The organism is Streptomyces sp. 11-1-2, from assembly GCF_003595545.1.
Classification (GTDB): Bacteria; Actinomycetota; Actinomycetes; order Streptomycetales; family Streptomycetaceae; genus Streptomyces; species Streptomyces hygroscopicus_B.
In genome coordinates, this window is the sequence record NZ_CP022545.1 from 1,782,644 (window position 1) to 1,797,522 (window position 14,879).

Consider the following 14,879-nt stretch of genomic DNA (forward strand, 5'->3'; position numbering starts at 1 on the left):
GTCGCTGTGCGCGGTCATGGGTTGCCCGCGGGGGATCTGCCGTCGAGCTCCGCCGGGTCCAGCGCTCCGGTCATCAGCGCGACGGCGTCGGGCATCGAGATGTCGGAGGTGCGCACCAGGGCGACACGCCGGCCCAGCCGCTGAACATGGATGCGGTCGGCGACGTCGAAGACATGGGGCATGTCGTGGCTGATCAGGATGACCGGCACACCCCGGTCGCGGATTTCGCGGATGAGGTCGAGCACCCGCTGCGACTCCCGCACTCCGAGCGCCGCCGTCGGCTCGTCCATGATGATCACCCGGCTGCCGAAGCAGGCGGCGCGTGCGACCGCGACGCCCTGGCGCTGCCCGCCGGAGAGCGTTTCCACCGGCTGGGAGAAATTCTGGATGGTCAGCAGCCCGAGGGAGGTGAGCAGTTTCCGGGTCTCCTCCCGCATCCCCTTCTTGTCCAGCAGGCGGAAGACGCTGCCGAGCGGGCCGGACCTGCGGCGCTCACGACCCAGGAAGAGGTTGGCGGGGATGTCCCGGGAGGGAGCCACGGCCAGATTCTGGTAGACGGTCTCCAGTCCATGATCCCGCGCGTCCAGCGGGTTGCGGAACCGCGCCCGCTCCCCGAAGAGGCGGATCTCTCCGGCATCGGGGACCTCCGCCCCGGAGAGGCACTTGATGAGCGTCGACTTGCCGGCGCCGTTGTCGCCGATGACGGCGAGGACCTCGCCGGCGCGCAGCTCGACATCGGCCCCGCCGAGGGCGGTGACGTGTCCGTAGCGCTTGACCAGGCCGCGCGCCTCCAGGGCGAGCACATCGGTGCTGGTGTTCCCGGGCTTCATGCCGCCACCTTCCGGATCCACTGGTCGGCGGCGACGGCCACGATCACCAGGACACCGACGGTGAAGACCTGCCACAGGGCGTCCACTCCGGACAGGGCGAGCCCACTGCTGAACACGCCCACGATGAGGGACCCGAGGAGGGTGCCGAGGACGTGGCCACGGCCGCCGAAGAGGCTGGTGCCGCCGATGACGACGGCGGTGATGGACTGGAGGTTGAGGTTCTCGCCGGCCTGCGGGCTGACCGAGCCGATCCGTCCGATGAGGAACCACGCGGCGAGACCGCAGATCAGCCCGGCCACGACATACACGCTGAGCAGCACCCGGCCGGTGCGGATCCCGCTGAGGCGGGCCCCTTCGCGGTTGTCTCCCACCGCGTGCAGATGGGCGCCCCACGCGGTGCCCCGCAGCAGATAGGCCACGGCGGCGAAACAGCCGATCATCAGCAGCGAGCTGTAGGTCACATCGGTGCCCAGGACGTCGATGGAGCGGCCCGGCCAGCTCAGCAGGGGCGGCACGTCCTGAGCCCGGATCGTCTCGCTCCGCGAGTAGAAGAGGGTCAGGGCCGAGAAGACGCTGAGGGTGCCGAGCGTGGCGATGAACGGCGGAATGCGGAACCGGGTGACCAGCACGCCGTTGAGCCCGCCGCAGACACCGCCGATGACGACGCCGAGCAACAGGGCCAGTGGCACGGGCAGACCCTGGTCCACCGCCGCCTTGCCCATCACCACGGAGGCGAGCACGGTGATGGCGCCGACCGACAGATCGATGCCCGCGGTCAGCACGATCAGCGTCTGTGCGATGCCGACCATGCCGATGATCTGCACCTGCTGGACGATCAGCGAGATGTTGAGCGGATCGCTGAACCGGGACCCCACCCACACGCTGAAGAACAGCGAAGCGAGGAGGAGGACGACGAGCGGGCCGAGCAGCGGCTTGGTGTGCAGGGCCGCCTGTCCGCGGGCGAGCGGTCCGCGTTGCTCCGGCCGCGTGGTGGGTGGGTCTGTGGCGTGTTGGGGGACGGTGTCGTGGGCCACGGTCAACTCCTGGAATCGGTGCGGAAGGGTGGGTGTGTCGGATGCCTGCCGGGGCTAGCCCCAGCAGTGGCGCAGGCCCCAGTCCGACTTCTTCGATTCCAGACCGGATACGGGGGTGTCCGTGATGAGGGAGACTCCGGTGTTGGTGAAGCCGTGTCCGGAGGAGGCGGAGGGCTTGTCGCCGTCCTTGGCGTGCGCGGCCGCGGCGGCGACGCCCTCGGCGGCCATCTTCCCGGGGAACTGCATCGACGTCGCACCGATGGCGCCGGAGGCCACGTTCTTGACGCCGGGACAGCCGCCGTCGATGGACACGATGGTGATGTCCTTCTGCTTTCCGGCCGCCTTGATCGCCTGGTAAGCACCGGCGGCGGCGGGTTCGTTGATGGTGTAGACGAGGTTGATGGACCCGTTCTTCTGCAGCAGCTTCTCCATGGCGTCGCGTCCGCCCTCCTCGTTCGCGCCGGTCACCTCACGACCGACGATCCGGGAGTCGCGCTCGTCGCCGATCCGCTTCGGATCGCGGACATCGATTCCAAAGCCCTCCAGGAAGCCCTGGTTACGCAGGATGTCCACCTTGACCTGCTCCGAGCTGAGGTCCAGCAGAGCGATCCGCGGCCGTTGCCCCGCCATTCGCCCCTTGGCCCACTTGCCGATCATCCGGCCGGCGAGCCGGTTGTCGGTGGCGAAGGTGGCGTCCACGGCGGACGCCGGCTCCGTCGGCGAGTCCAGGGCGATGACCATGACGCCGGCCTTCCGGGCCCGGTCGATGGCGGGGATGATCGCGCCGGAGTCGGCCGGGGTGATCAGAATGCCCTTCGCGCCCGCGGCCACCAGGTTCTCGATGGCCTTGACCTGGGAGTCGTTGTCGGCCTGGCCCTTGCCGGCGAAGGTCCTCAGATCCACGCCGAGTTCGCGGGCCTTCTTCTGAGCGCCTTCGCGCATCTTCACGTAGAACGGATTGTCGTCGGTCTTGGTGACGAGCCCGACGATCGGCTTGTCGTCGCCCTGGCCGCTGATGCCGTTCCCGCATGAGGTGAGCAGCAGGGTGAGACCGATTCCCGCGGACGAGACCGCGAGCGCTCTGTGGCGCAGCTTGACCCGATGTGCCATGAGATTGCCTTTTCTCGACGTGCGGGGGGTGGCTGGGGGGAGTTCGCCGCCCGCGGGGTGCCGGTTCGCGCTCCAGCGGGGGACTGCAGGTGCCGACGCGTTCATCTGTCGGCTGCGCCCTGATCGGGCCGAGGTTCGCCCTGATCGGGCTGGGGAGGGCCGGTTCGACGTGTTCAGCGGCTCGATCCACAACGTCGCAGAGGTTTCGAGACCTGTCAATGCATCTCGAAGAAATTTCTACGACACATGATCGACACGTTCCGCACCCCTTGATTCCGGGGTAGTGGCAGGGGTGTGGAAATTTATTCGAATGATCTTGACTGTGATAGAAATCGCTGCGACGCTGGAGAGGTGAAGCCCTCCATGACGGGCTGGCCACGAACCCTTCCGGACCACAAGGAGCCCGGGAAGGAGCACGGAAATGACAGTGAACCCAGCAGGGGCGGTCGCCACCGTGCCCCCCTCACCCCCCAACGGCCCACAGCCGCGTCGGCGGACGGGCTCACCCGATATCCACCCCACCCCGCAGGAGCTGGCCCTACGACTGGCCACCGAACCGGCCGCCGTGGGCCGGGCCCGCCACGCCACCACCGGCGCGCTGCGCGGCTGGGGGGTGCCCGACACCACCGCCGACGACATCGTCCTCATGGTGGACGAGCTGGTGACCAATGCGATCGAGCACGCCACCGGCCCCGTGTGGCTGCGGCTGCGGCTGCGCCGCGGATGCTGCGTGATCTGCGAGGTCGGGGACGGCTGCCAGGAGGCGCCCCGGCTGCGCCACAGCGACCCCGACGCCGAGAACGGCCGCGGACTGTTCCTCGTCGCCGCGCTCGCCGACGCCTTCGGCGCCCGCGTCACCACGACCGGAAAGGTCATCTGGTTCCGGCGCCGCGTGCGCGACGACCGGATCCCGGCACCCCGCACCACCTCCCCCGTCGATTACTGACCAGTAGACCATTTGTCCGCTGAGTGATATCTTTGGCCGCGTGGCGCATGATGGTGGTCTGGCTCTCGTCCGTAAGTCCGTTGAGGTCCTCGATCTGCTCGCGGCGCGAGGAGAGGCGACGGCCGCCCAGCTCGCCGAGGAGCTGGGTGAGCCCCGTAGCTCGGTCTACCGGCTGCTGTCGAGCCTCCAGCACCTCGACATGGTGGAGGGTGGCAGCCGGCGCGGCACCTTCCGTCTGGGCTTCCATCTGCTCAGCCTCGGCACCGCCGTGGTGGAGCGGTTCGATGAGCGGCGCTTCGCGCAGCCGGTGATGGAGCGGCTCCATGACGAGACCGGCGAGACGGTGTACCTGTGCGTCCGGCGCGGGCGTGAGGCGGTGTGCATCGAGCGGCTGGACGGGCGGCGGGTTCAGTCCCTCGCCCTGAAGCTCGGTGGTGCGCTGCCGCTGCACGCGGGGGCGGCCTCGCGTGTCCTGCTGGCTTTCCAGGACCGCTCCACCTGGCCGGACTACTTTGAGCAGGGGGTCTTGGAGCGGTTCACCCCGTCCACCCCGGTCACGGCGGACGCGTTGGTGCCGGTGCTGGAGGAGACCCTCGGCACCGGAATCTCGGTCAGCGATCAGGACGTGACCATCGGTGTGGCCGCGCTCGGCGTGCCGATCCTGGACTACCGGGGGCAGGTGCGTGCCGCGCTGTCCATCAGCGGGGTCCGGGAGGCGATCCTCGGCGCGGAGGCGGCTGGTCTGCGTGAGCGGTTGGTCGAGGCCGGCCAGGAGGTTTCGCGGGCGCTGGGCTGGAAGGCGGTGGCCGGGGCCGTCGCCGACTTCGGCTGATCCGGCAGAGCCGCATGCCCGCCCCGGCCTTTGCGCCGGGGCGGGTGGATCACGCGGAGGATCGGCCGTTGCGGGGTCAGCGGGTCCTGGCGTGCAGCAGATCGCGGGCTTCTGTCTCGACTCCGGCGGCGTCCAGCCGGTAGTGCCGGTACAGATGTGTGGGCGGGCCGATGAGGCTGTACTGGTCGCGGATCCCGTGGCGGTGCAGCCGGACCGGTATGCCGTGTTCGCTGATCAGCTCGGCCACGGCGCCGCCGAGGCCGCCGAGCACATTGTGTTCCTCCACCGTCATCAGCAGCCGGGAACCTCGCGCGGCCTTGAGTACCGCCGTCTCGTCCAGTGGTTTGACGGTGTGCATGTCGAGCACCCCGACGCTGTACCCGTCCGCGGTGAGTGCCGCCGCGGCCTCCAGGGCGGGGTGGACCATGGAGCCGGTGGCGATGAGGGTGAGGTCGCTTCCGGTGCCGTGCTCGATGACCTTTCCGATCTCCAGGGTGGTGCCGACCGGGTAGACGTCCGGGTCCCGGCCGCGGCCGATACGGAAGTAGACCGGGCCCGGGTGGTCCACCGAGGCGCGCAGCGCCGCGGCCAGGGCCGCGGTGTCGGCCGGTGCGATCACGGTGAGCCCGGCGATGCTCCGGGTGATGGCCAGGTCCTCGGTCGCGTGGTGGGAGGTCCCGTAGAAGCCCAGAGTGATGCCCGCGTGGTGGCCGATCAGCCGGACGGGCTGGCGGGTGTAGGCGACGTCGGTGCGGATCTGTTCGCAGGCCAGCAGTGCCATGAAGGACGCGAAGGTGGCGACGTAGGGGCGCAGGCCGGTGGTGGCCAGGCCCGCCGCGGTGGACACCATGTGCTGCTCGGAGATCCCGAACTGGAGGTATTTGTCCGGGTGGCGGTCCTGGAAGCGCACCAGTCCGTTGGAGTACTTCAGGTCGGCGGTGCCGACGACGACGGGGTGGCCCTCGTCGGCGAGGTCGGCGAGGGTGTCGCCGAGGGCCTGAAGGCCCGGAGCCTGTTCCAGCAGGCTCAGCAGATGCCAGGATTCCGGCTGCAGACCGGGTGCGACGCTCACCGTGTCCCCCGCAGTTCGGCCAGGGCGTTGGCCTCGTCCCGCTCGGCCAGCCAGCCGAGATGCCATCCGAACTCGGACTCCATGTAGGAGATCCCCTTTCCCTTGACGGTGTTGGCCACGACCACGGCCGGACGGTCGCGGCCGGTGTCCTGGGCGAGCGAGCGCAGCAGGGTCAGCAGGGCCGGGACGTCGTGTCCGTCGACCTCGTGCGTCTGCCATCCGAACGCCCGCCACTTGTCCAGCAGTGGCTCGATCCCGGTCACGCCGTCGATGCGGCCGTCGAGTGAGTGGTCGTTGCGGTCGACGATGGCAACCAGCCGTCCCAGCCGGTGGTGTGCGGCGCCCAGGGCCGCTTCCCAGACCTGTCCCTCGTGCAGCTCTCCGTCGCCGAGCAGGACGAACGTGGTGTACGGGCGCCGCTGGAGACGGCCGCCCAGCGCCATGCCGGTCCCGGTGGACAGGGCGTGGCCGAGCGACCCGGAGCTGAAGTCGATCCCGGGGATGCGGGTCATGTCCGGGTGGTCGCCGAAGGCGTTCCCCAGGCGGGTGTACTCGTCGAGTTCGGCCGCCTCGAAGAAGTCCCAGTCGGCCAGCAGCGGATACAGCGTGGCCGCCGCATGGCCCTTGCCGAAGAGGAAACGGTCACGGTCGGGCCAGTCCGGTTCACCGCGCCGCAGCCGCATCACCCCGTAGTAGAGGGTGGCCAGGATCTCCGCGCAGGAGAATCCGGACGCGTAGTGGCCGGTCTTGGCGATCGAGATCAGCCGCACAGTTTCCAGGCGGGCGAACAGGGCCCGCTCCTCGATGCGCTTGATCAGTTCACTGTCCGCCGGCTCGGCCGGCGTCTGTGCAGTCATTCGGTGTCTCTCCCAGTCGGTGAGCCCCAGTCGGTGAGCCCGATCGGTGACACGGCCATATCCGGCCCGCGCCACCATCGACATCGGAAGTTACCACTCACCGGACATGACGTCCATGCTATGAGAATGTCACGGTGGTAGCCGTCACACCACCATCGAGGTGGGCTTTCGCCCGAGCCAAGGAGATGCGATGACCCTCCCCGACCGCCCCACGCCCGTGACCGAGAAGGAACCGCGGGCCCCGGACATCCGCCGGCTTCAGGTCCGCTCCGCCACACCGGGCCACCGCGATGCCCGGTTCGCCGAATCCACCACGGAGAAGTCCCATGGCTTACCCCACCGTTCTCATCACCGGCGCCGCACAGGGGATCGGGGCCGCCACGGCCCGGGTCCTCGCCGAACGCGGCTGGCGTGTCGTCGTCGCCGACCTCAAGAGCGACGCCGCCCAGGACCAGGTCACGGCGCTCGACGTGGCATCCCCGGTGGCAGGCGGGCACCTGGCCGTCGCCGTCGATGTCACCGACGAAGCCAGTGTCACCGCGATGTTCGATGACATCGCGACGCGGGCCGGTGGGCTCGACGGGCTGGTCAACGGCGCGGGGGTGATCTTCCGGCAGGCGGCCCGGGACTTCGACAGCCGGCAGTGGGCCCATCAGCTCGCGGTCCATCTCACCGGCGCGATGCACTCGCGCGCGGAGCCTACCCGCTGCTGGCCCGCAGCGGCCGGGCCAGTGTGGTCAACATCGGTTCCGTCGGGTCGACTTTCGGGCTCCCCGGCCGACTCGGCTACGCCACCGCCAAGAGCGGAGTGCTGGGCCTCACCCGGACCCTGGCGGCCGAGTGGGGCCCGGCCGGCATCCGGGTCAACGCCGTGGCACCGGGATACGTGGCCACCGAGATGGTGCGCAGTGGCCTGGAGTCGGGAGCGCTCGACCGGGAGGCGCTGGTGCGGCGCACCCCGATGCGGCGGCTGGCCGAGCCCGCCGAGATCGCCACCTCCATCGCCTTCCTCCTCTCCCCCGACGCCTCCTTCGTGCACGGTGCCACCTGCCACCCTCCGCGTCGACGGGGGCATCACGATCGACGGCACCTTCTGACCACCGCACCTGCTGACCACCGGCGGCCGCGGACAGCATCTGCCCGGAACGCCCCATGGAACGCGGCCGACCTCGCCCGCCGAGGTCGGCCGCGTCCTGTAGGGGCCAATACGCATACATCCGGGGTCAGGGTGGATGACCGCCTTGACGCAGCCGCGGTCGTCCCGGACGGCGTCGAGGGCGGCGCCGTAGGAGTCCAGCCCGAACCGATGGGTGATCATGCCGTCGGTGCGCACCCGGCCCGCGCGCAGGACCCGCGGCGCGCGATCGAAGCTGAACGCCTGGGTGAAGGATCCGCGGACGGTCAGCTCCCGGCTGAAGATCTCGTGCGGGGAGAGTTCGATACGTTCTTCCTCCCCGGCCATGCCGTAGAGGAACACGGTCCCGCCATCGCGGGTGAGCGGCAGGCACTGCTCGATCACGGCGAGGGCGCCGGTCGCGTCCACAACGGTGTCGAAGCCGTCGGGCGCCAGCGTGCGCAGCGCGCCGCGGGAGGCCGAGGCGTCGTGGCGGTCCATGACCACCGTCTCGTCGGCGCCGAAGTCCCGTGCCAGTTTCAGCTTGGCCTCGGTCGGCGCCGCGACTACCCCGCCGCGGGCCTCTCGGCGACGACCGGTGAGGGGAAACGCGGCAGTACGTGGTCGGTGAGTTCGGCCAGTACGTCTTCGATGGGGCGGTCGCCCGGTCGCAGGTTGAACGAGACATGCGCGACGCCCAGGGCGGACATCTTCTCCAGGTGTTCCACGAGGCCGTCCCGGCCGGTACGGAGTCCGAGCCGGATGGCGGTGGCGGGGGCCGCGGGGTCGGGCAGGAGGTCGAGCATCATGGGGGTCAGATAGGGCTTGGGGTGGTCGGCGGTCAGCCGCCGCCACTTCTCCGTCTTCAGGCGGAGCGCTCCGAGGTCGCGGGGGTAGTTGAGGCTCGCGTCGACGTGTTCGGCGATCCACTCCGGGCTCTGCTGGGCGTTGCCCGCGACCGCGATCGGGATGGTCCCGGCGGTGGGTTTGGGCAGCACGTCGAGTTGCCGGTCGGCGGTGAGGCCGAGGCGTGGCAGTTCCAGCCCCTGGCCGGGCGGCGGGGTGGACCAGGCGGTGCGCAGCACCTCGACGCCGTTGCGGAAGGTTTCGGCGCGGGTGGTGAACTCGACGTCGAAGAGCGGGTATTCGACGGGACGGTCACCGCTGGCCAGGCCGAGGATGAAGCGCCCGCCGGACAGCACGTCGACGGTCGCGGCCGCCTTGGCGACCAGGAGTGGCCGGCGCAGTGGCAGGACGACGGCCGCGGTGCCGAGGACGGCGCGTTCGGTGATCGCCGCGAGGTGGCCCAGGTGGGTGAAGGTTTCGAACACCGACCCGGCGTCGCCGAAGTGCACCGGGTCGTACAGCGGGACGTCGCGGACCCACAGGGCGGCGAATCCGGACTGGTCGGCGAGGCGGGCGAGTTGGGCGTGCGCGTCGAGGGACGGCACACCGAAGGGGCGGCCGGCCTTCCGGTCGGTGGCCAGCCGGGACTGTCCCCAGTCGTTGTCCAGGGGGAGTTCCAGGCCGAGGGTGAGGCGTCCGCCGTGGGGGTGTGTCAGGCGGCTCAGGGCAGTGGGCATGACGCGAAGACGGCTTCCAGGAGAGGGGAAACGGGGGGTGAGGAGGGAGGGAATCAGGGGCGGGAACGGGCCGCGCCGCCGCGGCCGGCTGATGAGCACGGCCACAGCGGCGCGATCGAGAGGAGTGGCGTCGGATCAGTTGAGGGTGTCGGGGTCGGGCCCGGTGCGCTGACCACGGTCGAGAGCGTTGATCGCCTCGATGTCCTCGGCGGTGAGGGTGAAGTCGAAGACGTCGATGTTCTCCCGGATGCGGGCGGGGGTCACGGACTTGGGGATCACGACGTTCCCCAGCTGCAGATGCCAGCGCAGGACCACCTGGGCGGGCGTCTTGCCGTGCCGCTGCGCTATCCCGGCGAGGGCGGGGTCCTGGAGAAGGGCGCCCTGGGCGAGCGGGCTCCACGCCTCGGTGGCGATCTTGTGCTGGGCGTGGAAGTCGCGCAGCTCGCCCTGCTGGAGGTAGGGGTGCAGCTCGACCTGGTTGATGACCGGGACCACACCGCTGTGGTCCAGCAGCCGCCGCAGATGGGCGGGCTGGAAGTTGGACACGCCGATGGCGCGGGTACGGCCGTCGGCCAGCAGCTTCTCCAGGGCGCGCCACGTGTCCAGGTACAGGTCGCGGGCGGGGGTGGGCCAGTGGATCAGGTAGAGGTCCACATAGTCGGTGCCCAGCTTGGCCACGCTGGCGTCGAAGGCCGCGAGGGTGGAGTCGTATCCCTGGTCGGCGTTCCACAGCTTGGTGGTGAGGAACAGCTCCTCGCGGGGGACGCCGGAGGTGGCCAGGGCACGGCCGACCCCGGCCTCGTTGCCGTAGATGGCCGCGGTGTCGATGCTGCGGTAGCCGGCCTCGATGGCGGAGAGCACCGCGTCGGTGGTCTGCGCGTCCTCCACCTGGAAGACGCCGAAGCCCAGTTGCGGGATCTCGAGGCCGGTGTGGAGGGTGAGGTTGGGTACGGAAGTCATGGTGTCCTTCTCGGTTCGCGCTTGTGCTTGCGGGTATGTGGTGTGGTTCGGGGTCAGCCGAGCGTCGCGAGCGCGGTGGTGGCGATCCCGTGGTCCTGCTCGGGCGCGCCGCCGCCCACGCCGATCGCGCCGACCAGCCGGCCGTCGCGGTGGACCGGGACACCACCGGCGAGGAACAGCAGCGGGCGGTCGAGGGCGGTGGGCAGGGTGTGGAAGACGCCTCCGGGCTGGACCGCGTCGACCAGGTCCGCGGTGGGGGCGTTGAGCTGGAGCGCGGTGAACGCCTTGCGGGTGCTGGTCTCCCCCGCGATCAGTACGGCCCGGTCGTCGCGCCGGAAGGCCAGGAGGTGGCCACCGGCGTCGAGGACGCTGATCGCGGCCGTCACCCCGGCCGCCTCGGCGGCGGCGCGGGCGGCCTGGAGGAGGGCCTCGGCGTCCTGAGTGGTCAGCGGGGCGACGGCGGTCTCGGTGGTGCTCATGGCGGGTGGGTCTCCTTGACGGTGGTGGTGCTGTTCGGTGACGGGTAGCTCAGTGCCGGGCGGTCGAAACACGGACCGGCTCGGCGGTGGCGCCGTCGTGGATGTGGCGGGCGTCGCGGCGCTCCAGAGCGGCGGAGAGAACGGCGAGGGCCAGGGCGGATCCGGCGAGGATGGCACCGACCCAGTTGGGCGCCGTGTAACCGAGTCCGGCCGAGATCACCAGGCCGCCGAGCCAGGCCGAGAGCGCGTTGCCCAGGTTGAAGGCGCCGATGTTGACGGCGGAGGCGAGGGTGGGGGCACCCGCCGCGTGGTCCAGCACCCGCTTCTGCAGCGGGGCCACGGTCGCGAAGCCCAGGGCGCCGACGAGGGCGATGGAGATGGCGGCCGCGATCTTGTTGTGGGCGGTGAAGGTGAACGCTGCCAGGACCACCGCGAGGGCGCCCAGCGACACGTACAGCATCCGCATCATCGCCCGGTCGGCGAACCGACCCCCGACGAGGTTGCCGCCGACCATGCCGAGCCCGAAGAGGACCAGCAGCCAGGTGACGGAGGAGTCCGCGAAGCCGGCGACCTCGGTCATCATCGGCGAGATGTAGGTGATCGCGGCGAAGACACCGCCGAAGCCGAGCACGGTCATCGCCATGGCCAGCAGCACCTGCGCGTTGCGGAAGGCCGCCAGCTCATGGATCAGGTGCACGCCCTCCGGCTTGGGGATCTCGGGAACGAGCTTGGCGATGCCCGCCAGGCCGATCACGCCGAGCGCCGCGACGAGGAAGAAGGTGGTCCGCCACCCCAGCGACTGGCCGATCGAGGTGCCGAGCGGCACGCCGACGACGTTGGCGATGGTCAGGCCGGTGAACATCATCGAGATGGCTCCGGCCTTCTTCTCGGGTGCGACCAGGTCGGCCGCGACGACCGATCCGATGCCGAAGAACGCGCCGTGCGCGAAGGAGGCGACGATCCGTCCCACGGCCATCACGCCGAAGGAGGGTGCGACCGCGGAGAGCAGATTGCCCACCACGAACAGCCCCATCAGCAGCATCAGCATGCGCTTGCGGGAGATCTTCGTACCGAGCGCGGTCATCAGCGGCGCGCCGACCATGACGCCGAGCGCGTAACCGGTCACCAGGAATCCGGCGGTGGGGATGGACACATCGAAGTCCCCGGCGACCTCGGGCAGCAGCCCCATGATCACGAACTCGGTGGTTCCGATCCCGAAGGCCCCGATGGCGAGGGCCAGCAGTGCGATGGGCATGAAAGTTCACTCCAAGTGATTGCTACCGCCCTTTACAGGCGTCCACGATACTTGCAGACGCACTAATTGCAAGCGCGCTATATTGCTCGTGCTGTGTATCACGTCACCGTCACCGCCGCGGGGCCCTGACCTCGCCCATCCCGACGCACCCCGCCCCACCCAGGAGGCACCCATGACCACGCCGGACCTCGCCGCCACTCCCCTCGCCCAGAGCTGGTGCGCCCTGTCACTGCTGCACAGCAGGATCGAGACGCATCTCGAGGGGGCCCTGCACACCCGCCATGGGCTCAGCGCCCGCGAGTACGCGGTTCTGGACGTGCTGAGCCGACAGCACGACGGGGAGAACGGCCATCTGCAGATGAAGCAGGTCGCCGACGCCGTCGTCCTCAGCCAGAGCGCCACCACCCGCCTGGTCACCCGGCTCGAGGACCGCGAACTCCTCTCCCGCTACCTGTGTCCCACCGACCGGCGCGGGATCTACACCAACGTCACCGAGGCCGGTCTGGTACTGCTCCGCCGGGCCCGGCCGACATACGAAGGCGCCCTGCGCGAAGCGCTCGACCTGGCCGGCCGGGACCCGAGGCTCACCACCCTGGTCGCGGCCGTGGCGTCACTGGAGGCATCGCCCCTTGACGCTTCGTCACTCCGGATTCCGGGGTGTGGGCTCCCCGGCTGATCTCACGCCCCGGAGGCGAGCCCACCGGCCAGTGGCCCCGCACCCGTCTCCCGTTCGTCCGACAGCACCGTCTCGCGGAACGAGGCGACGACCGGCCGCAGATCGATGTGGTGCCAGACCGCCCACAGGTGAACGGACGCCTCGTGCCAGGGCAGTGTGCGCACGGCCACGGCGTCCGTCGCCCCGCGCACCATGCTCTTCTGCACCAGCGCCAGCCCGAGGCCGGAGGCCACCAGGCCGAGTGCCGTCAGCGGGTCCGCGGCGTCGAGCCGGATGTCGGGCGTGAAGCCCGAGGCGACACACGCGGCGACGAACGTGTCCCGCCATACCGGGTCGCCCGGCTCCTCGACCGCGATCCACGGCTGGCCGTCCAGGTCCCGCGCCGAGATCGTCTCGCTCGCGGCCAGCGGGTGGCCCGCCGGGAGGACCAGCAGCAACGGGTCCTCCAGCAGTGTCGCGGCCCGGAGCACGGGGTCGTCGCGGTCCGGTGGCTCCCGCACCAGGGCGATGTCGAGGCTGCGCTGGCGCAGTCCCTCGAATTGCTCGGCCGCGGGCATGCTGTACAGCGCGACATGGATGCCGGGGCTCTCCTCCTGTAGCCGGCGCAGCGCCCCCGGCAGCACACCCGTGTGCATGGCGTCGGCGACATAGCCGATGCACAGGCCGCCCTCTTCACCTCTGCCCAGCCGGCGGCCCAGGTTCTCCAGCCGGTCGGCGTGGCGCAGCAGGGCCCGGGCCTCGCTGAGGAAGATCGCGCCGTCGCGGGTGAGCCGGATGCGCTGCTGGCTGCGCTCGAACAGGGTGAGGCCGAGGTTCTTCTCCAGTTGGGCGATCTGCCGACTGAGAGGAGACTGCGACATGTGGAGTTGCTCGGCGGCGCGGCCGACGTGTTCGGTCTCGGCCACCACGCTGAAGTAGCGCAATAGGCGCAGGTCAAGCACGTAAGACCTCCGAGGACTCAACTCTATCCAAGAGAGTCTTGGACAGTCTGAAGTGGCAATCCTACTGTCGAAGACGCAAGAACGGCGGACCGGCTGACGGCCGTGAGTCCGCCCACCTCCCCGTCTTCGCAAGGACCTTTCATGACCATCAAGTCCCTGCTCCCCGGCCGCCTCGGCTTGGGCACTGCACCGCTGGGCAGCATGTTCCGCGACGTCTCCACCGAGGAGGCCGCCGCGACCGTCGACGCCGCCTGGGACCACGGCATCCGTTACTACGACACCGCTCCCTTCTACGGCGCCGGCCTGGCGGAGATACGCCTCGGCGACGCGCTCGCCGGACGCCCCCGCGACCAGTACGTGCTCAGCACGAAGGTGGGTCGCGTCATCCTGGACGAGGTGGAGGACCCCGCCACCCGTGACCTCGGCGAGAAGGGCGGCCTGTTCGAACACGGCCGTCCCAACAAGATGGTGCACGAGTGGACGGCCGACGCCACCCTGCGGTCGATCGAGGACAGCCTGCGGCGTCTGCGCACCGACCGGCTCGACATCGTCTGGGTCCACGACGTCGCCCAGGACTTCCACGGCGACGATTGGCTCGCCGTCTACGAGACCGCCCGCACCGGCGCCTTCCGCGTCCTGCAGAGGCTGCGCGACGAGGGCGTGATCAAGGCTTGGGGACTCGGCGTCAACCGCGTCGAGCCCATTGAACTCACCCTCGAACTGGACGAGCCGAAGCCGGACGCCTTCCTGCTCGCCGGGCGCTACACCCTGCTGGACCACGACCGCGCCCTGCAGCGGCTGCTCCCCACGGCGGTCGACCAGGGCGTCGACCTCGTCGTCGGCGGCCCGTACAGCTCCGGCATCCTCGCGGGCGGCACCCACTTCGAATACCAGGACGCGCCCGCGCACATCGTCGAGAAGGTCACGCGCGTCAAGAAACTCGCCGAGCGGCACGGCATCAGCGTCAAGGCGGCTGCCCTGCAGTTCGCCCTCGCCCATCCGGCGACCGCCGCCGCCATCCCGGGTGCGACCCGGCCCAGCCGCATCGCCGAGGACGTCGCGGCCCTGGACGAGACCGTCCCCGCGGCGTTCTGGACCGAGCTGCGCGACGCCGGCCTTGTCTCCCCGCTGGCTCCCCTGCCCACCGACTGATCCACCCTCCCGTCTCCCACCCCGACAGGAGCATTTCC

At 70.2% G+C, this 14,879-nt stretch carries 15 protein-coding genes; 4 read left to right on the plus strand and 11 right to left on the minus strand.

Going from position 1 to position 14,879, the window contains the following annotated elements; translation table 11 throughout:
* Positions 1-14 precede the first annotated feature (14 nt).
* Genes CGL27_RS07030 through CGL27_RS07040 form a run of 3 tightly spaced genes read right to left on the minus strand, consistent with a single transcriptional unit; the run spans position 15 to position 2,974 of the window.
* Entirely contained in the window at positions 15-830 is an 816-nt protein-coding gene (locus CGL27_RS07030; protein WP_119985328.1) for an ATP-binding cassette domain-containing protein, read from the minus strand.
* Positions 827-1,864 (minus strand): ABC transporter permease, encoded by a 1,038-nt coding sequence (locus CGL27_RS07035; RefSeq protein WP_203348580.1) that lies wholly within the window; start codon positions 1,862-1,864, stop codon positions 827-829. Before CGL27_RS07035 ends, CGL27_RS07030 begins: the two co-directional genes overlap by 4 nt.
* 54 nt (positions 1,865-1,918) lie before the next feature.
* Positions 1,919-2,974, minus strand: a complete 1,056-nt coding sequence (locus CGL27_RS07040) for a substrate-binding domain-containing protein (protein ID WP_119985330.1) — start codon at positions 2,972-2,974, stop codon at positions 1,919-1,921.
* Positions 2,975-3,395: 421 nt separating this feature from the next.
* Here CGL27_RS07040 and CGL27_RS07045 point away from each other — a divergent pair, with 421 nt between their 5' ends.
* Complete coding sequence (locus CGL27_RS07045) at positions 3,396-3,920, plus strand: ATP-binding protein (RefSeq protein WP_119985332.1); 525 nt, start codon at positions 3,396-3,398, stop codon at positions 3,918-3,920.
* A 40-nt stretch (positions 3,921-3,960) separates the two neighbouring features.
* Positions 3,961-4,752, plus strand: a complete 792-nt coding sequence (locus CGL27_RS07050; protein WP_119985334.1) for an IclR family transcriptional regulator — start codon at positions 3,961-3,963, stop codon at positions 4,750-4,752.
* Positions 4,753-4,828: 76 nt separating this feature from the next.
* On the opposite strand, the gene CGL27_RS07055 is transcribed toward CGL27_RS07050, so the two are convergent.
* The 7 genes from CGL27_RS07055 to CGL27_RS07090 form a co-directional block, all read right to left on the minus strand.
* Positions 4,829-5,824 (minus strand): transketolase C-terminal domain-containing protein, encoded by a 996-nt coding sequence (locus tag CGL27_RS07055; RefSeq protein ID WP_119985335.1) that lies wholly within the window; start codon positions 5,822-5,824, stop codon positions 4,829-4,831.
* Positions 5,821-6,681, minus strand: coding sequence for a transketolase (locus CGL27_RS07060; RefSeq protein WP_119985337.1), 861 nt, complete (start codon positions 6,679-6,681; stop codon positions 5,821-5,823). The genes CGL27_RS07055 and CGL27_RS07060 overlap by 4 nt, the downstream gene beginning before the upstream one ends.
* A 652-nt stretch (positions 6,682-7,333) precedes the next feature.
* Positions 7,334-8,338: a zinc-binding dehydrogenase gene (locus tag CGL27_RS51575; RefSeq protein WP_240450953.1), complete on the minus strand. Its 1,005-nt coding sequence runs from the start codon at positions 8,336-8,338 to the stop codon at positions 7,334-7,336.
* Positions 8,339-8,361: 23 nt separating this feature from the next.
* Positions 8,362-9,378 carry a TIGR03571 family LLM class oxidoreductase gene (locus CGL27_RS07075; RefSeq protein WP_119985339.1) on the minus strand — a complete coding sequence of 339 codons (1,017 nt, stop codon included), beginning with the start codon at positions 9,376-9,378 and terminating at the stop codon, positions 8,362-8,364.
* 135 nt (positions 9,379-9,513) lie between these two features.
* A complete protein-coding gene (locus tag CGL27_RS07080) occupies positions 9,514-10,338 on the minus strand; it encodes an aldo/keto reductase (RefSeq protein WP_078645364.1) in 825 nt (274 codons plus the stop codon).
* A gap of 53 nt (positions 10,339-10,391) precedes the next feature.
* The gene (locus CGL27_RS07085) at positions 10,392-10,817 is read right to left on the minus strand and encodes a heme-binding protein (RefSeq protein WP_119985341.1); all 426 of its coding nucleotides are present in this window, start codon (positions 10,815-10,817) and stop codon (positions 10,392-10,394) included.
* A 49-nt stretch (positions 10,818-10,866) separates the two neighbouring features.
* Entirely contained in the window at positions 10,867-12,072 is a 1,206-nt protein-coding gene (locus tag CGL27_RS07090; RefSeq protein WP_119985343.1) for an MFS transporter, read from the minus strand.
* A 172-nt stretch (positions 12,073-12,244) separates the two neighbouring features.
* Between CGL27_RS07090 and CGL27_RS07095 the strand changes: the two genes are divergently transcribed.
* Positions 12,245-12,748, plus strand: a complete 504-nt coding sequence (locus tag CGL27_RS07095) for a MarR family transcriptional regulator (protein ID WP_119985345.1) — start codon at positions 12,245-12,247, stop codon at positions 12,746-12,748.
* A 2-nt stretch (positions 12,749-12,750) separates the two neighbouring features.
* Here CGL27_RS07095 and CGL27_RS07100 read toward each other — a convergent pair whose 3' ends face one another.
* Entirely contained in the window at positions 12,751-13,689 is a 939-nt protein-coding gene (locus CGL27_RS07100) for a LysR substrate-binding domain-containing protein (RefSeq protein ID WP_119985347.1), read from the minus strand.
* A gap of 141 nt (positions 13,690-13,830) precedes the next feature.
* On the opposite strand from CGL27_RS07100, the gene CGL27_RS07105 reads away from it, so the two are divergent.
* On the plus strand, positions 13,831-14,841 hold the full coding sequence (locus CGL27_RS07105; RefSeq protein ID WP_119985349.1) for an aldo/keto reductase: 1,011 nt from the start codon (positions 13,831-13,833) through the stop codon (positions 14,839-14,841).
* Positions 14,842-14,879 lie beyond the last annotated feature (38 nt).